The following is a 21,569-nucleotide window of genomic DNA, read 5'->3' as shown; positions in this document are numbered from 1 at the left end:
AACTGTGAAGGGGTTTGTGGCAAAGGCATTCGGCGTGTAGAATGGCTGACCCATTTTTTCCCGTGGTCCCACAAATAAAATCAAACAAAGGGGCTAACCAACTGAATATCCAATAGATTATACGGTGGGAGTGTGCCTATGCGTTCAGGTTTGTACCATCCTGGGCAGTTTAAAGACAACTGTGGTTTCGGACTGATAGCCCATACAGAGGGTGAAAAAAGTCATCATTTGCTGCAGACAGCAATTGAAGCCCTGACCTGTATGACACACCGTGGCGGCATCGCTGCGGATGGCAAAACTGGCGACGGCTGCGGCCTGTTGATTCAGAAACCTGACTCTTTCTTTCGCGAAGTGACTCGGGACCAGTATGAGCAGGAGCTGAAGCGACACTATGCCGTTGGTATGGTGTTTCTTAGCGCTGATGCTGAAAAAGCCGAGATCGGGCGACAAGCGATAAATCGTGAAATCGAAGCCGAGGGCATGGAGTTGGTGGGTTGGCGCAATGTGCCGACCAACAACGATTGCCTGGGTCCTATAGCGCTGGATCAGGAACCTACCATTGATCAGGTATTCATCAACTGCCCTGACGATGTTGATGAGGCCCATTTTGCCGTAAAGCTGTTTATGGCTCGTCGTAAGGCCGGGTTGGCCATGGCCGATGACCCCGCTTTCTATATCTGCTCCATGTCCGATCGTGTCATCTCCTATAAAGGTCTGATGATGCCGGTCGACCTGCCCGGGTATTACACTGACCTGGGTGATCCTCGCTTTCAAACGGCGATCTGTGTTTTTCACCAGCGCTTCTCCACTAATACCATGCCGCGCTGGAAGTTGGCACAGCCTTTTCGGATGCTGGCCCACAACGGCGAGATCAACACGATTACCGCCAACCGCAACTGGGCGAAAGCACGGTCTAGCAAATTTCACTCCGAACTGCTGCCTAATCTGGACGCGGTAAAACCCCTGGTCAATACGACCGGATCGGACTCTTCCAGTATGGATAACATGCTGGAGGTTTTGGTCACTGGAGGGGTGCAGCTTCATCGGGCCATCCGTATGATGGTGCCACCGGCGTGGCAGAACGTGGACACCATGGATCCCGACCTGCGGGCATTTTATGAGTACAACTCCATGCATATGGAGCCTTGGGATGGCCCAGCCGGACTGGTGATCACCGATGGGCGCTATGCGCTCTGCGCATTGGACCGAAACGGTTTGCGCCCTTCACGTTGGGTTCGCACCAACAATGGGTACCTGACGGTCGCCTCTGAAATTGGTGTGTTTGACTACAAGCCCGAGGATGTTATTGCCAAGGGACGCGTCGGCCCCGGCGAAATCCTGGCGATCGATACTGAAACCGGTGAGCTGCTGCAAGCCCATGATATCGATAATAAGCTCAAGACCCAGCAGCCCTACAAGCAGTGGCTTAAAGCCGAAGCCCGGCGCATTCCCTCGAAGTATATTGAGGAACTGCACTGCATTGAGCATTTTGATAAAGACACCCTTAACAGCCACATGAAAATGTTCCAGGTTACGTTCGAAGAGCGAGATCAGGTACTGAGGCCATTGGCAGAGAGTGGTGCGGAGGCTGTCGGTTCCATGGGGGATGACACCCCGATGGCTGTGTTATCCGGCCGTGTGCGCTCGGTCTATGACTACTTTCGGCAGATGTTCGCCCAGGTGACTAATCCTCCTATCGACCCGCTTCGAGAAGCGATAGTGATGTCGCTGGAAACCTGCATCGGGGCGGAACAGAATGTGTTCGAGGAGACCCCGGGGCACGCGGCGCGAACTATCCTCGGGTCGCCGGTGCTGTCGACCACCAAGTTCCTGAATATTACTAATGAGAGTGATATTGGCGTTGGTGTGGCGCGTATTAGCCTTAACTATGACGAGGGTGAGTCCCTCAAGCAGGCGGTATTGCGCGTGTGTGATGAGGCCGAAGCGGCCGTATTGGCTGGTAAGGTGTTCCTTAACCTGACAGATCGTGATCTGACCCAAGGCAAATTGCCGATGCACGCCGCATTGGCGACGGGTGCGGTTCACCATCGTTTAATTCAGAAAGGCTTGCGTTGTGAAGCCAATATTGTGGTGGAAACCGGAACGGCTCGTGATTCACATCACTTCGCGGTGCTGATTGGATTCGGCGCGACGGCGGTCTATCCCTACCTCAGCTATGAGGTGCTTGATGACCTGATTCGTACCGGCGAATTAATGAGCGACCCTATTTCGGCACACAAAGCCTATCGCAAAGGTATCAACAAAGGGCTGCTCAAGATCCTCTCCAAAATGGGTATCTCGACCATCGCCTCCTATCGTGGATCGCAGCTGTTTGAAGCCATTGGTTTAAGTGATGAGGTTGTTGATCTTTGTTTCTGTGGGGTCAACAGCCGGATTCAGGGAGCTCGTTTTGAGCATCTGGAGAAGGAGCAGGCGCTACTGGCGAAAGAGGCCTGGTCGCTGCGCAAGAAAATCCAGCAAGGCGGGCTTTTCAAGTACGTCCACGATAGTGAGTACCATGCGTTCAATCCCGACGTGGTCAACACGATCCAGCAAGCTGTACGCACGGGTGATTACGCCATCTACCGGGACTATGCCACGTTGGTCAATGAGCGCCCCGTGGCGACCCTGCGCGACCTGTTGGGTGTTCGCAAAGATCTCACCGCGGTAGCGCTTGATGAGGTGGAGCCGGTGGAGTCGATTTTTCGTCGCTTCGATAGCGCGGCAATGTCCCTGGGAGCGCTCTCCCCGGAAGCCCATGAAGCACTCGCCCAGGCGATGAACCGACTGGGGGGACGCTCTAACTCGGGCGAGGGGGGGGAAGACCCTGCGCGCTTTGGAACCGATAAGGTTTCGAAGATAAAGCAGATTGCATCAGGCCGGTTCGGGGTGACACCCCACTATCTGGTGAACGCCGAAGTGCTGCAGATTAAAGTGGCACAGGGGGCGAAACCTGGTGAGGGAGGGCAGCTTCCCGGTGGTAAAGTGAATGCACTGATTGCTCGCCTACGCCATTCGGTACCCGGCGTGACGCTCATTTCACCGCCACCGCACCATGATATTTACTCTATAGAAGATCTGGCGCAGCTGATCTTTGATTTGAAACAGGTTAATCCTCAGGCTCAGGTGTCGGTCAAACTGGTTTCTGAACCCGGGGTCGGCACTATTGCGGCGGGTGTTGCCAAGGCCTATGCGGACTTGATCACCATCTCCGGATACGATGGCGGTACCGCTGCGAGCCCGTTAACCTCCATCCGCTATGCGGGTTCGCCCTGGGAGCTGGGGTTGAGCGAAGCACAGCAGGCGCTGCGGGCAAATGATCTGCGTGGGAAGGTGCGGTTGCAAACAGATGGTGGCTTGAAAACCGGTTTGGATGTGGTGAAAGCAGCTATCTTGGGCGCCGAGAGCTTCGGTTTTGGTACTACGCCGATGGTCGCCATGGGCTGCAAATACCTGCGTATTTGCCACCTCAATAACTGCGCCACGGGTGTTGCAACCCAGAACGAAGAGCTACGGGAAAAGTATTTCATCGGCGACGTTGAGATGGTGATGAACTTCTTCCGCTTTGTGGCGCAAGAGACTCGTGAATGGTTGGCTCGGCTGGGAGTGTGCTCGTTGGAGGCGTTGGTGGGTCGAACGGACCTGCTGGAGCTGTTGCCGGGCGACACGAACAAGCAGGCAAATGTTGACCTGTCGCCGCTACTCTTCAACGACCACATCCCGGCGGACAAACCTCAGGTATGCCAATCTGACCGTAACGATCCTTTCGATCGGGCGGGGATGGCCGAGGCTATGGTCAAGGATATGCTGCCGGCGATCGAGAGCAAGAGCGGAGGAGAGTTTAATTACTCTATCTGTAACTGCGACCGTTCTATCGGTGCTCGCCTGTCGGGAGAGATAGCTCGTCGCCATGGCAATCTGGCCCTGGAGAGCAATCCGGTCAGTGTGCGATTGAAAGGAACTGCGGGCCAGAGTTTTGGTGTGTGGAACGCCGGTGGCTTGCATATGTACCTGGAAGGCGATGCCAATGACTATGTGGGTAAGGGTATGGCGGGAGGAAAGCTGGTCATAACACCACCTGTGGGTAGCCGGTTTGAGTCCAGGGATACATCCATTATTGGTAACACCTGCCTTTATGGAGCAACTGGCGGTAAGCTGTTTGCGGCCGGACGAGCCGGGGAGCGGTTGGCTGTCCGTAACTCCGGTGCCCACGTGGTCACCGAGGGAGCTGGCGATCATTGCTGTGAATACATGACCGGAGGCTTGGTGACTGTACTGGGCGAGGTTGGCCATAACTTTGGAGCGGGCATGACCGGTGGTTTCGCCTATGTGCTGGACCTGAATCGCCAGTTTGTTGATCGTTACAACCATGAACTGGTTGATATTCATCGCATAGATACGGAGTCGATGGAGCAGTACAGCAGCCACCTGACCCATATTATCGAAGAGTATGTCGCCGAGACGGGAAGTGCGTGGGGTAAGGAGCTGCTGGAGGATATGTACGATTACATTGGCAAGTTCTGGCTGGTGAAGCCGAAGGCCGCCAATATGAGCAATCTGCTCAGCAGTATTCGTACTCGTCCCGAGTAACTGTACAGCGCCCTGCTACAGGAGACATTCTGTAGCAGGTATAACAGAATGTATTGATGAGGTAGGCACTATGACTGAGCGTTTGAATAACAGCTTTCAGTTTCTCGATGTGGCCAGAGTAGAGCCGAACAAGAAAGAGCTTGATGTCCGAAAGAATCAGTTTGTAGAGATATACAAACCCTTTACCCATAAAGAGTCCAAGGCCCAGAGCCATCGTTGCCTGGAATGCGGTAATCCCTACTGTGAATGGCGTTGCCCGGTTCATAACTATATCCCTAATTGGCTGAAGCTGGTCGCCGAGGGCAATATCATTGAAGCGGCCGAACTCTGTCACGAGACCAATACCCTGCCAGAGGTCTGCGGTCGGGTTTGCCCGCAGGACCGTCTCTGTGAAGGTGCCTGTACCCTGGGAGACGGTGGTTTCGGCGCTGTCACCATTGGTGCTACAGAGAAGTTTATCACCGATACGGCGTTTGCTATGGGGTGGAGGCCGGACCTTTCCCGGGTCGAGGACACCGGCAAAAAGGTTGCGATCATCGGGGCCGGTCCCGCAGGGTTGGGTTGTGCCGATATTCTGGCCCGTAACGGAGTAAAGGCGGTCGTATTTGATCGCCATCCTGAAATTGGTGGTTTGCTGACCTTCGGTATTCCCGAGTTCAAACTCGAGAAAGATGTGATGAAACGTCGCCGTAAGATCTTTGAAGGTATGGGTATCGAATTTCGCCTTAGCACGGAGATAGGGAAGGAGGTCTCCATGCAACAGCTGGTGGATGAGTATGACGCGGTCTTTATGGGGATGGGAACCTATACCTCCATGAAGGGTGGTTTTCCCGGAGAGGATCTCCCCGGAGTGCATGACGCGTTGCCCTTTTTGATCTCTAATGTGAATCGCTGCCTTGGCTACGAAGATAGCGATGAGTTTATCGATATGAAGGGCAAGCGCGTAGTGGTACTCGGCGGTGGTGACACTGCGATGGACTGCAACCGCACCTCCATACGGCAGGACGCTGCAGCGGTGAGCTGTGTGTATCGGCGCGATGAGGCCAATATGCCGGGTTCGCGCAAAGAGGTGGAGAACTCCCGGGAAGAGGGTGTTCAGTTCCTGTTTAACCGTCAGCCGGTGGAGATTGTGGGTGACGGGAAAGTCGAAGGCATCAAGGTGGTTTCAACGCAGCTCGGCGCGCCCGATGAAAAAGGTCGTCAGCGGCCCGAAGTCGTGCCAGGTAGCGAGCAGGTAATTCCTGCCGATGTGGTACTTGTTGCTTTTGGTTTTCAGCCCAGCCCAGCGCCCTGGTTTGAGGATCACCAGATTAAAGTGAACAGTTGGGGAGGGGTCATTGCTGAAGAGAAGCAGGAGTTTAAATTCCAGACCAGCAATCCCAAGGTGTTTGCGGGTGGCGATATGGTTCGTGGCTCCGATCTGGTGGTGACAGCGATTTGGGAAGGCCGGCAGGCGGCAGAGGGTATCCTCGACTATCTGGAGGTTTGATCCAGATCACCCCCTGCGACATAGGTAGTGCGTGGTGCTGCCTATGGGGGGGATGAGTTTGTTATAGTACGCCACCTTTGATGTATTCTATCGGGATAGAGATTTACCATGACTGAATTGAAAAACGATCGTTTTCTGCGTGCATTGCTGCGCGAGCCTGTTGATGTAACCCCTGTGTGGATGATGCGCCAGGCTGGTCGTTACTTGCCTGAATACAAGGCAACCCGCGCCCAGGCCGGTGACTTCATGTCTCTGTGCATGAACCCGGATCTTGCTTGCGAGGTGACCATTCAACCTCTCGAGCGTTTTGAACTGGATGCAGCGATTTTGTTCTCTGATATCCTCACGATTCCTGACGCGATGGATCTCGGGCTCTATTTCGAAGCCGGTGAAGGGCCTCGCTTTAAGAAGCCCGTGCGTACAGCCGCTGACGTAGAGGCGTTGCCTATCCCTGATCCTGCTGATCGCCTGAATTACGTCATCAAGGCGGTGAGCACCATTCGCCGCGAGTTGAACGGGCGTGTACCACTTATCGGTTTCTCTGGCAGCCCATGGACCTTGGCGACCTACATGATTGAGGGCGGGTCCACCAAAGACTTCCGTCATATCAAGCAGATGATGTACAGCCAGCCACAGGTCATGCATCAGCTCCTCGATAAATTGGCCCAGTCGGTAATTACCTACCTGAACGCCCAGATCGCTGCAGGCGCTCAAGCGGTACAGATTTTTGATACCTGGGGTGGCGTCCTCAGTCCTGCTTGCTACCGTGAGTTTTCGCTTAAGTACATGGCACAGATAGTGGCGGGCCTGACCCGCGAAAACGAAGGCCGCAAGGTACCTGTTATTCTCTTTACCAAAAATGGTGGTCAGTGGATCGAGCAAATTGCCGATGCTGGTGCCGACTGCGTGGGTCTCGACTGGACTATCGATGTTAGCGACGCGCGTCAGCGTATCGGTGACAGGGTCGCGTTGCAGGGCAATATGGACCCCTCCGTGCTTTATGCGTCACCCGAGCGCATTCGTGAAGAGGTTGCCCGTATTCTGGAAGGCTTTGGTGAGGGCAACGGGCACGTCTTTAACCTGGGCCACGGTATTCACCAGTTCGTCAATCCGGAGAGTGCCAAAGTCTTTGTCGATGCCGTGCATGAACTCTCTGCGAAGTATCACCAGTAGGTGATACCCTGGGGTTCAGGTAGTATTTTAAAGGGCTCGTATTCGAGCCCTTTTTTATTGCCAGTAAAACGCCTAGTTACCTATTCGCCTGAGCTGGTAGGTGGCACAGGATTGAGCGACCAACACTCCATCGGAGTCGATCAGCTGCGCCTGCAGGGTATAGTCTACTTTGCCTCGCTCGTTGGCCTGCGCCTGCAACTCTTCAATCTCCTCCATCGCCATAGACAGCTCGCAGGTAATGTCAGTTTTGGCGGGGCGCAAAAACTCGATCTTCATCTCTTTGACGATGGGATAGAAGCGGGAGACGTCGAAGCTGGTCATAAACAGAGCCCCGCCGGGGATCTCGGCGAGCGTAAACAGCGCGCCCGCGTACATTGTCCCAATGTGGTTTTGGTTGCCCTGCAGCGGTGCTCTTAGTTTGACGCAACCCTTGTCGAGGCGCTCAGCCCGGAGCCCCATGCGCTGCACAAAGGCGATTTTGTCCTCTACGAATTCACGGGTCTGCTCGGGGCTAAAGGTCATGGCAATGCTCCTTTTTCGTTGAGTGTCTCAACTTTGCGGAGCAGGGCCAATGACCAAAAGCACCAAACGAGGTGTCGTGATCTATTCGGCAGCCTTCAGTGCTTGTTCAATATCCTCGATCAGGTCATCGATATGCTCAATCCCGATGGACAGGCGCACCATATCTTCGGATACCCCGGCAGCTACCAGCTCCTCGCTATTGAGCTGGCGGTGGGTGGTACTGGCTGGGTGGCAGGCAAGGGATTTGGCGTCACCGATGTTGACGAGACGAGTAACCAGTTGCAGCGCGTCGATAAAGCGTGCTCCGGCCTCGGCCCCGCCTTTGATGCCAAAGCTAAGTATGCCTGAGGCACGGCCTCCCATCTCCTTGTAGCAGAGTTCGTGATCAACGCTGCTGTCCAGACCCGCGTAGTTAACCCATTCCACCATCGGGTGTTGTTGCAGTCGGGTGGCGACGGCACGAGCATTATCGCAATGACGGTCCATCCGCAGGGGTAAGGTTTCAATACCTTGCAGGATCAGGAATGCGTTCATAGGAGAGATCGCCGCGCCAGTATTGCGCAACGGCACCACTCGGCAACGGCCAATATAAGCGGCGGCGCCCAGTGCCTCAACGTAGTTGACTCCGTGGTAAGAGGGGTCTGGTTGGTTAAGGATCGGGAAGCGTTCGGCGTGTTCCCCCCAGGGGAATTTGCCTGAATCAACGACGATCCCCCCGATCGAATTGCCGTGGCCACCCATGTACTTGGTCAGTGAGTGGACGACAATATCGGCACCGAGCTCGAAAGGGCGCAGCAGGTAAGGGGTGGCCACGGTGTTGTCTACGATTACTGGCACTCCTTTTGCGTGCGCGGCGTCGGCCAGGGCGCGAATGTCGACGATGTTACCCAGGGGGTTACCGATGGATTCGCAAAATACTGCCTTGGTGCGATCGTCGATTAGCGAGGCCAGAGCCTCAATATCATCGTGGGGGGCCATGCGCACTTCGATTCCCTGCTTGGGCAGGGTATGGGCGAACAGATTATAAGTACCCCCGTAGAGTTTATTGATGCTGACGATATTGTCGCCGGCTTCTGCAATGGTCTGAATGGCATAAGTAATGGCGGCCATACCGGATGCGGTGGCCAGCCCCCCGATGCCGCCCTCCATTTCCGCAACGCGCTGTTCGAGCACGGCGGTGGTGGGGTTCATGATGCGCGTATAGATATTGCCTTGCACCTTGAGGTCGAATAGGTCCGCACCGTGTTGGGTGTCATCAAATGCGTAGGAGGTGGTCTGGTAGATGGGTACGGCGACGGCTTTGGTGGTTGGGTCGGGCTGGTAGCCGCCGTGAACGGCGATGGTTTCGATTTTCATGGATTATCCCCCGGGACGCGAATGGTAAAAGCCCAAGCATACCAGTGTGCGGGCGCTTTGCCAGAGGTGTACCACTAAAGAGAGGAGGGGCTACTCATACCTTGATTACCAGAGTTCAAGTGGGGGTTCCTGTAGTGCAGAGAGTTGCTCGCGCAGTTCAAGAATATGCTCCGACCAATAACGCTCGGTGTTAAACCAGGGGAAGCTGTGGGGGAAGGCGGGGTCGGGCCAGCGCCGCCCCAGCCACGCATTGTAATGCAGTAAGCGCAGCGTGCGCATGGGTTCGATCAGGCGCAGTTGGCTGGTTGGGAAATCGTTGAACTCATTGTAGCCCTCGACCAGTTCGCTCACCTGTAGCCGCTGTTGATTGCGATCCCCGGATAGAAACATCCAGAGGTCCTGAATCGCCGCGCCGTTGCGACTGTCGTCAAAATCGACGAAGTGGGGCACCTCATCACGCCACAGAATATTGCCGATATGGCAATCGCCATGGAGTCGAAGCTGGGGCTGTTCGCCGACCTGCTGCCAGATTCGCCGAACTTCGCTGAGCAGGTCTTTGCAAAGAGACTGGTAGGCGATACGCAAGCCCTCAGGGATCATTCCTGATGCCAATAAAAATGCCACCGATGCATCACCGTAGCTGTCGATATCGACCGATGGACGGTAGCGAAAGGGGGTGCGGGCCCCGCACAGGTGAATGCGTCCCATCATGCGTCCAAGCATTAGCAGATGGTCGAGGTTGTCGAGCTCGGGTGCATGGCCGCCATGGCGAGGAAATAGGGAGAAGCGAAAACCATTGAACCGGTGCACACTGGTGCCGTCTTCCAGTGCCAGCGGCGGCACAACGGGTAGCCCCAATTCTTGTAGCTCGAACAAAAAATCGTGTTCTTCAGCGATCTGCTCATCAGTCCACCGGTTGGGGCGGTAGAACTTCACAATTAACGGTTTTTGCTCTTCGATACCCACTTGGTAGACGCGGTTCTCGTAACTATTGAGCGCCAATATGCGGGCATCACTCAGGTAGCCGATGCTCTCAACCGCGTCGATAACCGTATCGGGTGTTAGGGTGTAATAGGGTGGGTTGGCGGGTGATTCAGTCGCTGGTGGAGCAGAGTTATTGTGCATTGGGGCCGCCAAAGGTTGGAGGTGGCTATTGTACCTCGCCACCTCCCGGTGTTGCACTGAATCCTTGCCTTCACGGCGCTTTGCCTAGGGTGCCTCTACCCTAAAGGAGCTGATCATCGCTTGCAGCTCCCCGGCCTTGCGGCTGAGTTGATCCGTAGCCTCGGCGTTCTCGGAGGTGTTTTCCGACGCCTGCTGAATAATCGAAGAAACCTCCTCTATGGTGCTGGCGACTTCATGGGACACCGCCGATTGCTCTTCGGTTGCGGAAGCGATAGAGGCCACCATATCCGATACACGGTTGACGTTGTCGATTACGCTGGTCAACGCATCCCCCGCTCCGCGGGCCGAGTCACGCCCCTCCTCGACCAGCTTCATGCCATTGGCCATCTTCTGCGCGGCGTTTTGGGTCTCGTGCTGGATGGATTGGATCGACTGGGAAATTTCAGCGGTGGACTCACTGGTGCGCTGGGCTAGTTGGCGTACTTCGTCGGCAACCACGGCAAATCCCCGTCCCTGATCTCCGGCCCGGGCCGCCTCGATCGCAGCGTTTAACGCCAGTAGATTGGTCTGCTCAGCGATGCCCCGAATCACTTCGGTGATACGGCCGATCTCCTCACCCTGAGCACTCAGGGTGAGTACCGCCTGATTGCTTTCGCTCACGGCGCTGTGGATAGCGTTGATGGTGGTAATGGTGTGCTCAACGACATTGCCTCCGTCATGGGCGATATCGACACAATCGTTGGCTCCGGAGGCCGCCTCGGCGGTATTTTGCGCAACATCCCCCGCGGTGGCTGACATCTCCTCAATCGCGGTGGCGATGGAGGTGATCTTGGCGGTTTGTTCGAGCATGCCAGCGGCGATCTTCTGATTCGCGTAACTGAGTTGCTCTGAGCCGGCGTTGACCTGGTCGGCCGAGCGGGATACATCGACGACTAACTCTCTTAGTTGCGCTGACATCTGATTGATCGCAAGGGTCAGTTCGCCCAATTCGTCGTGGCTGCGAACCGGCAGGTCGTCACCCGATAGATCCCCTTGGGCAATCTGTTGCGCGCGCAGGTTAATGGGTGTCAGTGAAGCAAGCAGTTGGCGGGCGAGCAATACCGCAATCAGTGTGCTGATCACAACCGCCAGCCCGGTAGCCACTTTCATCACCAGGCCCATGCGTGCATTGGCATTACGCAGGGCTGTTTGGTCCTGGGTCATCAGCTCCTGTTGGGTAGAGATGATCGCCTCGACCTCTGCGGTGATCTGCTGTGCTCGTGGCACCAGGTCTGTTCCCATCTTGTGGTTAGCGATGTTCCAGTCATGAGCCCCCCGTAGCTCGAAGATCTCATCGGCGAGGGGAGCAAAAGACTCGCGCATCTCCAGGTAAAAACTCCATAGAGCCTTCTCTGTATCGTTAAAGAGAAATGCCTGGCGATCGATCTCTCTGGTGCGTTGATCATTGATGGCCATGCTGTTGTTGTACTTTTGTCTGTCCTCTTCGGCACCCGAGATGAGGAAGGAACGGATAAAGGAGAAAGCGTTGGAAAAGCTGCTTTGGCTATCCGCGAACAGTTTGAGCAGATTTTTACGCTCCTGGGTTGGCTCGAGACCGACCTCCTCTTTGAGCAATACATCGAGCTGGTCGAGCAGGGTTTCTGCAAAGGGACCCGCATCGTAGATCATCAGTGCATAGGAGGGGATGTTATCGTCGGTGTTACTGATCTCCTCGATCGCTTGCTGGGATTGCTTGAAACCTTCGAGTTGGGCGACTACTTTTTCCATGCCTTCCAATGTCGCCTGATCTTGCCATTGGCTGGAGAGGGTTTGCAGGCGAGTCAGTGCGTCGTCGATGCCCGCCAAAGACTCCTGCCGCAGACGTTTGTGCTCCTCTCCCTTTTCAATTTCGCTGCCCAGCAGCATATAGCCCCGCAAAGCGGCAATGGAGCCGTTGATATTGTTGAGAAGGTCCTTGCTCGCTAGCACAGTGGGGAAGCGAACCGAGGTCAACTGTTGCTCGCTGCGGTTTATGCTGGAGATCGACTGCAGCACAATGATTGCCGTTAAAACCATCAATAGAATAATGGAAGAGAAGCCAAGGCCCAGCTTACGTGACAGGGTAAGGGTGATCATTGGTGAGAATCCGGGTTATTAGTCAGCGAATAGCTAGCACCCCCTCATGGCGGTGCATATTGTAAAGAGTATCGGTAAGTATAGGGGAAGCTTTAGTTTAAAGCGGGTGAAGGTGTTCGTGCCAGACAGCAGATGTCAATTCTGCGGGCGCCCTCTCGAAGTAACAAGCAGGCTATTTCATTCGCCGTTGCGCCGCTGGTGAGCACGTCGTCGACCAACATCAAATGGGTACCGGGCAGATCGGCGCCGAGGGCAAAAGCACCTTTGAGGTTGCGCTGGCGCTGCTTGAGGGGAAGCCCCTGCTGATGAGGGGTGTTGCGCTGGCGGATCACCAGCGGGTGGCACAGGGGGATGCTACTGCGGCGAGAGAGATAGCGGGCTAACTCCAGCGCCTGATTGAAGCCCCGTTCGCGCAATCGCTGAGGATGCAAGGGCACGGCAATCAGCGCATCCGGCGCGGTTTCCAGGGTGATCTGTTCGCTTAGGCGATGCCATAGCAGCTGTTGCAGCAGTTTCCCATACAGCCATTGACGTTGGTATTTATAGCGCCCAATCAACTGCCGAACAGGGAATTCGTAGCGCAGCGCGGCGATGCAACGATGGTAGGCCGGAGGCCTGGTCAAGCAGAGGCCGCAGAGGCTACCCAAGGGGCCGCTGTGGTCCAGGGCGCAGCATGGGCAGGGGCTGTAAAGCCTGGGCAGAGCATTCAAACAGGGCGAGCACAACGGCATGCGAGCGGTAGCCGAGTCTCCGCAAAGCAGGCATGGAACCCTAACTAGATCAAAAAACATACATTAGTAAACTTGTTAGCCTTGGTCTGGGTTGACAGTGGGCGATCACGAGATATCATGCAGCGCTATGAAAACCTTCTGCGTAACAGATAACTAGCGAGAAGAGCCCCCGTTGTCGTAGCAGTTGGCCTGCAGCGCCTGTAGGCAGCTGCAACATAGATGCAATCATCAGGAATCAAACCATGCCGACTATAGATGCCAAGGTGCGCCATGACTGGACGCCGAACGAGGTTAAGGCGCTTTTCGCGCTCCCTTTTATGGACCTTGTATTTCATGCGCAGAGCGTTCACCGCCAGCATTTTGATCCCAATCAGGTACAAACCAGTACCCTGTTATCGATCAAGACCGGCGCCTGCCCGGAGGACTGTAAATACTGTCCCCAGAGCGGTCACTACAACACCGGCCTAAAGAAAGAGAAATTGATGGCGGTGGAACTCGTGCTCGAGAAAGCTCGTCAAGCCCGCGAAGGGGGAGCTAGTCGGTTCTGTATGGGGGCCGCATGGAAACACCCAAGCGAAAAAGATATGCCCTACGTATTGGAGATGGTAAAGGGGGTGAAGGAGCTGGGGTTGGAAACCTGTATGACTCTTGGGATGCTTGATCCGTCGCAGTCCCGGCAACTGGCAGATGCGGGGCTGGACTATTACAACCATAACCTCGATACCTCTCCTGAGTATTACGACAAGATCATCACCACCCGCAGTTACCAGGATCGCCTCGATACCCTGGAGCATGTCCGCGATGCGGGTATGAAGGTGTGTAGCGGCGGCATTTTAGGGATGGGTGAAAGCGCTAATGATCGCATCGGCCTGCTGGTCCAGCTCGCTAACCTCCCCCAGCAGCCCGAGAGTGTGCCCATCAATATGTTGGTGCGGGTTGAAGGCACGCCCCTGGAGGCCGAGGAAGAGGTTGATTCATTCGATTTCATCCGCGCGCTGGCAGTAGCTCGCATTATGATGCCGGAATCCTACGTGCGGCTCTCGGCTGGCAGGGAGAGTATGAGCGATGAGATGCAGGCCCTGGCCTTTCTGGCGGGAGCCAATTCAATCTTTTACGGAGAGTGCCTGCTGACGACGCCGAATCCGGAAAAAAATCGCGATCTGCAGCTCTTTGCTCGATTGGGAATGCGCCCCGAGCAGGCGATCGCCAAGGCGGACGATACCGCCGAAGCGGAAATTCGCCAAACCCTGATAAAACAAAAGCAGGACGCGCTGTTCTATGACGCCTCAGCCTGACAGTCGGGGCTTTGAAAACCTGGCATTGGAGCTGGAACAGAGGCGAGAACAACACCTTTATCGCCGGCGCAGGTTGCTGCAATCGCCCCAGCAGCCTCGGCTGCGTTGCGATGGCCGCGACCTGTTGGCCTTCTGCTCCAACGACTATTTGGGGTTGGCGAACCACCCTAAAGTGATCGAAAGCATGCAGCGGGCGGCCTCCCGCTATGGCGTGGGCGGCGGCGCATCACATCTGGTGATTGGTCATAGCGAGCCTCACCATGCGCTGGAAGAGGCCCTGGCGGACTTCACCGGCCGCGAGCGAGTGTTGCTGTTTAGTTCCGGTTATATGGCCAATATGGGTGTGATCACGGCTTTGCTGGATAAACGTGATGGGGTGTTTCAGGACCGACTGAATCACGCCTCCCTCATCGATGGAGGCCTGCTCTGTGGGGCTCGTTTCCAGCGCTATCTGCACAATGATGTCGATAGCCTGTGCAGCAAACTTGATGCCTCTACGGCTCAGCGTAAGTTGGTAGTCACTGACGGCATATTCAGCATGGACGGAGACCTCGCGCCACTTCCAGCGTTGGCATTGGCCTGCTCTCAACGGAATGCCTGGCTGATGGTGGACGATGCCCATGGCTTCGGTTTTTTGGGGGCGTCGGGGGGCGGTTGCGCGGAGCATTTTTGTATGGAACAAAGCCAGTTGCCGGTGCTGGTCGGTACTCTGGGCAAGGGGTTTGGTACGGCTGGCGCTTTTGTCGCCGGCAGCGAAGCCTTGATAGAAACGCTAATCCAGCACGCGCGCAGTTATATCTACACTACGTCGATGCCCCCAGCGGTAGCTGCCGCCACCCTCGACAGCTTGCAGCTGTTGAAAGAGGAGGGGTGGCGTCGTGCTCAGCTGGCACAATTAATTGCCCGCTTTCGTGAAGGGGCTGAGGCGCTCGGGCTTGAGCTGATGGATTCCTCTACGCCGATACAGCCCATAGTGATCGGTGATGCCCGGCAAGCAATGGCTATAAGCGAACAGCTGGAGGCGACGGGGATACTGGTGACGGCGATTCGCCCGCCCACCGTTCCCCGGGGGACGGCACGCTTGCGGGTAACCCTTAGCGCAAGTCATAGTGATGAGGATGTCGACCGGCTGCTGGAGGCGCTGTCTTCTTCCTGCAAAGGCAGGGGTTTGACGGATGAGTGAGCGCTTACCTTCGTTGGTTCTGTTGTCAGGTTGGTCGATGCCATCGACGCTGTTTGAACCGCTTTGCTCAGCCCTCGATGGAGTCGACACCCGGGTGCTACCCCTGCCGGGTTACGAGGGGCCGCTCGAGGATCTGGCGCTGTGGCAGGATCCGGATGCGTTGGAGTCTGACCTGTTGAGGCGGTTGCCAGCGGGGCCTGTGGTTCTGCTGGGGTGGTCACTGGGCGGAACCATCGCACTGATGCTGGCCAAACGAGCGCCCGAACGCGTGGTGGGTGTGGTGCTGCTGGCGAGCAACCCCTGTTTTGTTGCGCGCGATCAGTGGCCCGGCATGGACGCAGTAGTGTTCGAGCAGTTTGTTAAAGGCGCGGAGTCGGACATGGCGTTGACCTTGCGCCGATTTCAGCAGTTGTGCTGTCAGGGCAGCCCCGAGGTGCGCAGCCGAGCCCGCTGGTTGCGCGAGCAGGGCAGGTTCAATGGTGATGAGCGCGCATTGTTACCCAGCCTGTCTCTGCTGGCGCGGGATCATCGTCCTCTGCTGGCTTCGTTAAGCCAGCCTCACCTATCGCTGTTGGCGCGAGATGATGCCCTGGTGCCGGTATCGCTGAGTGATAGCTTGCCGGGTGAGCGGGTTTGTATTGATGGGAGCAGCCACCTGTTATTGGTGGACCAGCCGGAGGCCGTTGCACAGCAGGTGAAAGGTTTTTTACAGCGTATAAATGCGGCGTACCCGGGAGCTCCTCATGTCTCCGGTTGATAAGCGTGCAATCGCAGAGAGTTTTGGGCGTGCAGCCGATAGCTATGATGATGCTGCCCATCTCCAGCAGCAGGTAGCGGGAGAGGTTTTGGCATCGATTCCCCACGGGCTTTCACCTGCGGCCGTGCTGGATATAGGCTGCGGCACGGGTATGCATACCGGGCAGTTGCAGCAACGCTATCCTCGGGCGCTGGTGGTTGGCTGCGATCTGGCTCAGGGCATGCTGCGGCATGCCCGTTGCAATTTTCCCTCACCAGCCTGGTGTGGGGGGGATGCGGAGAACTTGCCGTTTCAAAGCGGGTCGGTGGACCTGGTTTTTTCCAGCTTGGCTATCCAGTGGTGCGATCGTTTTTCCAGCGTATTGGATGAGGCCTATAGAGTGCTGCGCCCTGGAGGGTTCTTCGTATTTTCAACGCTGTGCGAGGGTACCCTGTATGAGCTGCGCCGCGCCTGGCAGACGGTGGATGGGTTTAGCCACGTCAATGAGTACCCGTCGTTTGATGATTTAGGGGGCGACACCTCCCGTAGTGATTTTAGTATTCGGCAGTTGCAGTCCATTCCCCATCGCTTGCATTACGATCGGGTTGCACAGTTGAGTCGGGAGCTGATCGAGCTGGGAGCCAATACGCTTACCGGGGCCCGCCGCCGGGGGTTGATGACGCCGTCGAGGCTGAAAGCGTTGCAGTTCGGCTACGAGCAGTTTCGTGATGAGCAGCAACGGTTGCCTGCTACCTATCAGGTGGTGTTTGGTGTATTGAGTAAGGAGATCTAAACGTGGCTCAAAAGCAGTATTTCATCGCTGGAACCGATACCGACGCAGGTAAAACGCTCGTAGCGGGTGCTATTCTGGTCGCGGCGCAGGATGCAGGGTTGAGTACCATTGCCCTGAAGCCGGTAGCGGCGGGCTGTGAAATAACCGACGAGGGGTTGCGCAATAGCGATGCGTTGCTATTGCAGAAGTATATGACGCAGCCGTTGGCTTATGAGCAAGTTAATCCAGTGGCACTAACGGCGGCCATCGCGCCCCATATCGCTGCCGAGCAGGAGGGCCGCCGCTTGACGGTTGATCGTCTGGTGGGGCTCTGTCGCGGCGCAATGATGCAGCGTAGTGAGCTGTTGGTCGTGGAGGGTGCCGGTGGCTGGCGCGTTCCCCTTAATGCACGGGAAGCACTGAGCGGCGTTCCGGTGGCCTTGAATCTTCCCGTCATTTTAGTGGTGGGGATGAAATTGGGCTGCATAAACCATGCGTTGTTAACGGTTGAAGCTATTTTACGGGACGGACTTCCGCTGGCGGGTTGGGTAGCGAACCAAATTGATCCTGATATGCACTGCTATCAGGAAAACCTTGAGAGTCTGCGCCAGCGTATAGGCGCGCCATGTCTCGGTGCGATCCCCCACCTTCCTCTTCCGTGCGCAGAGCAAGCGGCCCAGTACCTGGATCTGACTCCGATCCTTTAAAGCAAAATATGCAGTAAGCCGCTATTTTTAGACGATGTTGCTACTTCTTGCTCGGGCGTTGTTTGGTTAAAATGTGAGCATGGTTGGCTCCTCTTCGTCCGAAGAGAAGCTATACTGGGTCGTTAGGTAGGACGTATAGAGGGTGCCTTGGTGAAAGTTGATTCGGCGTTTAACAGTGGGCTGGCGGGTATTCAGGCGGGTCAGCAAAATATGAACAGGGCTGCGCAGGAGATCGCCGAAGCAGGGACAACTCGTCCTCAGGGGGATATAGCGTCTCCGCTGGTCGAGCTTAAAACCAGCCAGCGCCAGATCGAGGCCTCCACCAAGAGCATAAAGGCCGCCGACGAGGCGCTCGGTTCGCTGATCGATACGCTGGCTTGATGCCTATCGTCTATTGGTAAATGGCAAACGAGAAATGTCATGCAAATACCTCCCATTAATTTGATTCCGATCGCTACCCCGCCGGTGCCAATCGGTAAGCAGCAGGACGCGCAGACCGCTCCTGAGGAGGAGAGTCGGGTCTTCAGCCCGGTCGACGAGACCGATGAACTCGCGGCCAAAACGGCAGTGCGCGACTCCCCCGACAAAGCCAAGGAGCAGGCGTTGGACGCGCAGCAGCGGGTTCAGGGACGTTCTGGCGACTCGTCCTCCGAAGAGGAATCCGAAGCACGTCCTTCCCGGCCCGCAGCCGCCCCTGAAGAGGCTGCAGGTTCCAGTGAGCGTCAGCGACTGGAGTTGTCTGAGCTTGTCGCGCGGGACCGCGAGGTACGAAATCACGAACAGGCTCATGCCTCTGTTGGCGGGGCACTGGCGGGCGCTGCGAGTTTTCAGTACACCGTTGGTCCTGATGGGCGCCGCTACGCTACCTCTGGTGAGGTTAGTATTGCAGTCGGACGGGTCCCGGGCGACCCCCAGGCAACCATAACCCAAGCCGAGCAGGTGCAGCGAGCTGCCCTGGCGCCAGCAAACCCTTCTGTTCAAGACCGTCAGGTTGCTACCCAGGCGGCACAAATCAAACTGCAGGCGACCCGTGATCTTGCGGCCCAGGAGCAGCAGGATAGGCGGGAAAATGAGGCTCAACGCGCCGAAAGTCGCGAAGAGCGGGTGAACTCCTTAGAGGCGGAGGAGGCTCGCGCGCAAGAGCGTACCTCTCGTGATGAGCAGTTTGAGGAGCAACGTGAGCGCCAGCGTGAGCAGGAGCGCTTGCAGCGTGATCGCTTGCTAAGGGCGAATCAGGGGCTAGCGGATACCTACGACGCCCTGCGCCAGGTCAATCTTCTATCGGATGATGGCAAGTCGATCGACCTCTCTGCCTGAGATCTAAACTAACGGTTATATTTCCTCGGTGCATCTATCGCGTCTGGTTTTGACGTGGGCTTCTGTTACCGCCTGTAATCAGAAAGGGTTGACTTTAACGTTCCGTAAACGTATGTTTCAAACAGCTGTTTGAAAGCTAACAATTACACTAGGCGTCCACCGTAATCCGGAAGATTGTCCTTCAGGCGAGTGAGGCTACTGAGCCACTCGGTGATCACAACAAAAGTTCGAGGTTTTTCCATGCCAGAATATAAGGCCCCCCTGCGCGATATTCGTTTTGTCCGTGATGAATTGCTTGGTTTTGAAGAGCATTACGCGACCCTTCCCGGGTGCGAAGAGGCTACCCCCGATATGGTGAACGCCATTCTGGAGGAGGGTGCCAAGTTCTGCGAACAGGTGATCGCGCCGCTAAATAGTGTTGGCGATAGTCAAGGCTGCGCCTGGAGTGAAGAGGGGGTAACGACCCCGGAAGGATTTAAGCAAGCTTACAGCCAGTTTGTAGAGAGCGGCTGGCCTTCGCTGGCCCACGACCCCGAGGTCGGTGGCCAGGGTTTGCCCGAGTCACTGGGTCTGGTAATGAGCGAAATGGTGGGTGAGGCAAATTGGTCCTGGGGTATGTATCCGGGCCTCAGTCACGGTGCCATGAACACGATTCAGGCCCACGGCACGCCTGAGCAAAAACAAACTTACTTGACTAAGCTCGTCTCCGGTGAGTGGACGGGTACTATGTGCCTGACCGAGTCCCACTGCGGAACTGATCTGGGCTTGCTGCGCACCAAAGCAGAGCCTCAAGCGGATGGTAGTTACAAGGTTAGCGGCACCAAGATATTCATCTCCGCTGGTGATCACGATATGGCCGACAACATCGTTCATATCGTATTGGCTCGCCTCCCTGATGCGCCTGAAGGCACCAAGGGCATTTCTCTGTTCATCGTACCCAAGCACCTGACCGATGCGGATGGCAATGTAGCAGGCCGCAACGGCGTCAGCTGCGGCTCGCTGGAACACAAGATGGGTATCCATGGTAATGCGACCTGTGTCATGAACTTTGATGACGCCACCGGTTACCTGATCGGACCAGCAAATAAGGGCCTGAACTGTATGTTCACCTTTATGAATACGGCTCGTTTGGGTACCGCGCTACAGGGTCTGGCGCACGCCGAAATAGCAATGCAGGGCGGGCTTGCTTATGCTCGTGAACGCTTGCAGATGCGCTCTCTGACGGGCCCTAAAGCACCCGAAAAGGCTGCAGACCCCATTATCGTGCACCCTGATGTACGCCGTATGTTGTTGACCATCAAGGCGTTTACCGAGGGTGGCCGGGCGTTGGCCTATTTTGCGGCGAAACAGGTTGATGTGACCCATCACGGCAGCGACGAAGAGAAGAGGGCGGCGGATCAAATGCTCGCGTTCCTGACGCCTATTGCCAAGGCGTTCTTAACCGAGACCGGTTTTGAGGCGGCGAACCACGGTGTTCAAATTTATGGCGGGCATGGATTTATCAGCGAGTGGGGCATGGAGCAGAATGTGCGCGACTGCCGCATATCCATGCTGTACGAAGGAACCACTGGCGTGCAGGCGCTTGATCTGCTTGGCCGTAAAGTACTGATGACCCAGGGTGAAGCGCTGAAAGGGTTTACCAAGGTCGTTCACGGTTTCTGCAAGCAAAATGCTGAAGAAGCTTCACTGAAAGAGTTCGTTGAGCCTTTGGCGGCGCTGAATAAGGAGTGGGGCGAGATGACGATGAAAATCGGCATGACCGCCATGAGTAACCGAGAGGAGGTGGGTGCAGCTTCCGTTGATTATCTGATGTACTCCGGATATGCCGTATTGGCTTACTTCTGGGCAGAGATGGCAAAGGTTGCGCAAGCCAAGTTGGATGCCGGAACCACCGAAACCGATTTCTACCAGGCCAAGCTGCAAACTGCGCGCTTTTATTTTCAGCGTATCCTGCCCCGTACCCTGACCCATAAGGCGGCCATTGAGTCTGGTGCAGACAACTTGATGGAGATGAGTGTGGCCCAGTTTGGTCCCGAGCAGTAACAGGGGGTCGAGCAACAAAAAAGCCTGCCTCTAACTGGCGGGCTTTTTTGTCAGGCGGTTTCGTCAAGAATTGCAAAGCCTAGCAGGGTAGTTGGTAGCCCGATCAGAATGATAAATGGCAGCGCAGGATTACAGAGCATTAGGACGCCGGCGACAATCCACAGGGCTCGGACAATACGGCGTTTGGCTCGGTAACGGCGGGTAAATGTGCGGCGATAGAAGTGATTTGCATCTGGCTCCCGGTGCAGCATCCAGTGGGGCAACAGGGCCATTCGTAGCATCAGTAGCAGTATCGGCATCGTGTCTCTCCTCTGCCAGTAAATCTAGAACAGGTTGCCTGGTATGTCAGGGTTCTTTATAGAAGGGTTTGCCATATCGTTGGTTTAAAGCGACCCTCGGTAATTAATGCTCGCCT

Annotated in this window: 17 protein-coding genes; 11 read left to right on the top strand and 6 right to left on the bottom strand. The window is 56.0% G+C overall.

The window, feature by feature from the left end:
* Positions 1 to 138: 138 nt before the first annotated feature.
* The 3 genes from gltB (at position 139) to hemE (ending at position 7,252) form a co-directional block, all read left to right on the top strand.
* The gene (gene gltB, locus ACP3PW_RS01765; RefSeq protein WP_426414936.1) at positions 139 to 4,590 is read left to right on the top strand and encodes a glutamate synthase large subunit; all 4,452 of its coding nucleotides are present in this window, start codon (positions 139 to 141) and stop codon (positions 4,588 to 4,590) included.
* A gap of 70 nt (positions 4,591 to 4,660) precedes the next feature.
* Complete coding sequence (locus ACP3PW_RS01760; protein ID WP_426414935.1) at positions 4,661 to 6,079, top strand: FAD-dependent oxidoreductase; 1,419 nt, start codon at positions 4,661 to 4,663, stop codon at positions 6,077 to 6,079.
* A 108-nt stretch (positions 6,080 to 6,187) separates the two neighbouring features.
* Positions 6,188 to 7,252 carry a uroporphyrinogen decarboxylase gene (gene hemE / locus ACP3PW_RS01755; protein WP_426414934.1) on the top strand — a complete coding sequence of 355 codons (1,065 nt, stop codon included), beginning with the start codon at positions 6,188 to 6,190 and terminating at the stop codon, positions 7,250 to 7,252.
* A gap of 72 nt (positions 7,253 to 7,324) precedes the next feature.
* On the opposite strand, the gene ACP3PW_RS01750 is transcribed toward hemE, so the two are convergent.
* The 5 genes from ACP3PW_RS01750 to ACP3PW_RS01730 form a co-directional block, all read right to left on the bottom strand.
* The gene (locus tag ACP3PW_RS01750) at positions 7,325 to 7,774 is read right to left on the bottom strand and encodes a YiiD C-terminal domain-containing protein (RefSeq protein ID WP_426414933.1); all 450 of its coding nucleotides are present in this window, start codon (positions 7,772 to 7,774) and stop codon (positions 7,325 to 7,327) included.
* Between the two features lie 81 nt (positions 7,775 to 7,855).
* Positions 7,856 to 9,130 carry a bifunctional O-acetylhomoserine aminocarboxypropyltransferase/cysteine synthase gene (locus tag ACP3PW_RS01745; RefSeq protein ID WP_426414932.1) on the bottom strand — a complete coding sequence of 425 codons (1,275 nt, stop codon included), beginning with the start codon at positions 9,128 to 9,130 and terminating at the stop codon, positions 7,856 to 7,858.
* A 105-nt stretch (positions 9,131 to 9,235) separates the two neighbouring features.
* Positions 9,236 to 10,255 carry a serine/threonine protein kinase gene (locus ACP3PW_RS01740; protein ID WP_426414931.1) on the bottom strand — a complete coding sequence of 340 codons (1,020 nt, stop codon included), beginning with the start codon at positions 10,253 to 10,255 and terminating at the stop codon, positions 9,236 to 9,238.
* Positions 10,256 to 10,339: 84 nt separating this feature from the next.
* Positions 10,340 to 12,370, bottom strand: coding sequence for a methyl-accepting chemotaxis protein (locus ACP3PW_RS01735; protein WP_426414930.1), 2,031 nt, complete (start codon positions 12,368 to 12,370; stop codon positions 10,340 to 10,342).
* A 92-nt stretch (positions 12,371 to 12,462) separates the two neighbouring features.
* A complete protein-coding gene (locus ACP3PW_RS01730) occupies positions 12,463 to 12,993 on the bottom strand; it encodes a ComF family protein (RefSeq protein ID WP_426414929.1) in 531 nt (176 codons plus the stop codon).
* A gap of 350 nt (positions 12,994 to 13,343) precedes the next feature.
* On the opposite strand from ACP3PW_RS01730, the gene bioB reads away from it, so the two are divergent.
* The 8 genes from bioB (at position 13,344) to ACP3PW_RS01690 (ending at position 21,154) form a co-directional block, all read left to right on the top strand.
* Positions 13,344 to 14,396: a biotin synthase BioB gene (gene bioB, locus ACP3PW_RS01725; protein WP_426414928.1), complete on the top strand. Its 1,053-nt coding sequence runs from the start codon at positions 13,344 to 13,346 to the stop codon at positions 14,394 to 14,396.
* Positions 14,380 to 15,579 carry an 8-amino-7-oxononanoate synthase gene (bioF, locus tag ACP3PW_RS01720; RefSeq protein ID WP_426414927.1) on the top strand — a complete coding sequence of 400 codons (1,200 nt, stop codon included), beginning with the start codon at positions 14,380 to 14,382 and terminating at the stop codon, positions 15,577 to 15,579. The genes bioB and bioF overlap by 17 nt, the downstream gene beginning before the upstream one ends.
* Positions 15,572 to 16,336, top strand: a complete 765-nt coding sequence (locus ACP3PW_RS01715; protein ID WP_426414926.1) for an alpha/beta fold hydrolase — start codon at positions 15,572 to 15,574, stop codon at positions 16,334 to 16,336. Before bioF ends, ACP3PW_RS01715 begins: the two co-directional genes overlap by 8 nt.
* Positions 16,323 to 17,108, top strand: coding sequence for a malonyl-ACP O-methyltransferase BioC (gene bioC, locus ACP3PW_RS01710; RefSeq protein ID WP_426414925.1), 786 nt, complete (start codon positions 16,323 to 16,325; stop codon positions 17,106 to 17,108). Before ACP3PW_RS01715 ends, bioC begins: the two co-directional genes overlap by 14 nt.
* Before the next feature lie 2 nt (positions 17,109 to 17,110).
* Positions 17,111 to 17,794, top strand: a complete 684-nt coding sequence (gene bioD, locus ACP3PW_RS01705; RefSeq protein ID WP_426414924.1) for a dethiobiotin synthase — start codon at positions 17,111 to 17,113, stop codon at positions 17,792 to 17,794.
* 150 nt (positions 17,795 to 17,944) lie between these two features.
* Complete coding sequence (locus tag ACP3PW_RS01700; RefSeq protein WP_426414923.1) at positions 17,945 to 18,175, top strand: hypothetical protein; 231 nt, start codon at positions 17,945 to 17,947, stop codon at positions 18,173 to 18,175.
* Positions 18,176 to 18,214: 39 nt separating this feature from the next.
* Positions 18,215 to 19,111 (top strand): putative metalloprotease CJM1_0395 family protein, encoded by an 897-nt coding sequence (locus ACP3PW_RS01695; protein WP_426414922.1) that lies wholly within the window; start codon positions 18,215 to 18,217, stop codon positions 19,109 to 19,111.
* Positions 19,112 to 19,351: 240 nt separating this feature from the next.
* Positions 19,352 to 21,154, top strand: coding sequence for a phenylacyl-CoA dehydrogenase (locus ACP3PW_RS01690; RefSeq protein WP_426414921.1), 1,803 nt, complete (start codon positions 19,352 to 19,354; stop codon positions 21,152 to 21,154).
* A 50-nt stretch (positions 21,155 to 21,204) separates the two neighbouring features.
* On the opposite strand, the gene ACP3PW_RS01685 is transcribed toward ACP3PW_RS01690, so the two are convergent.
* Positions 21,205 to 21,453: a hypothetical protein gene (locus tag ACP3PW_RS01685; RefSeq protein ID WP_426414920.1), complete on the bottom strand. Its 249-nt coding sequence runs from the start codon at positions 21,451 to 21,453 to the stop codon at positions 21,205 to 21,207.
* Positions 21,454 to 21,569 lie beyond the last annotated feature (116 nt).

Source organism: Aestuariirhabdus sp. LZHN29 (assembly GCF_049985285.1).
In the GTDB taxonomy this organism is placed as follows: Bacteria; Pseudomonadota; Gammaproteobacteria; order Pseudomonadales; family Aestuariirhabdaceae; genus Aestuariirhabdus.
Note: the sequence above shows the minus strand (reverse complement) of the source record. Positions and strands in the feature narration are given on the sequence as shown.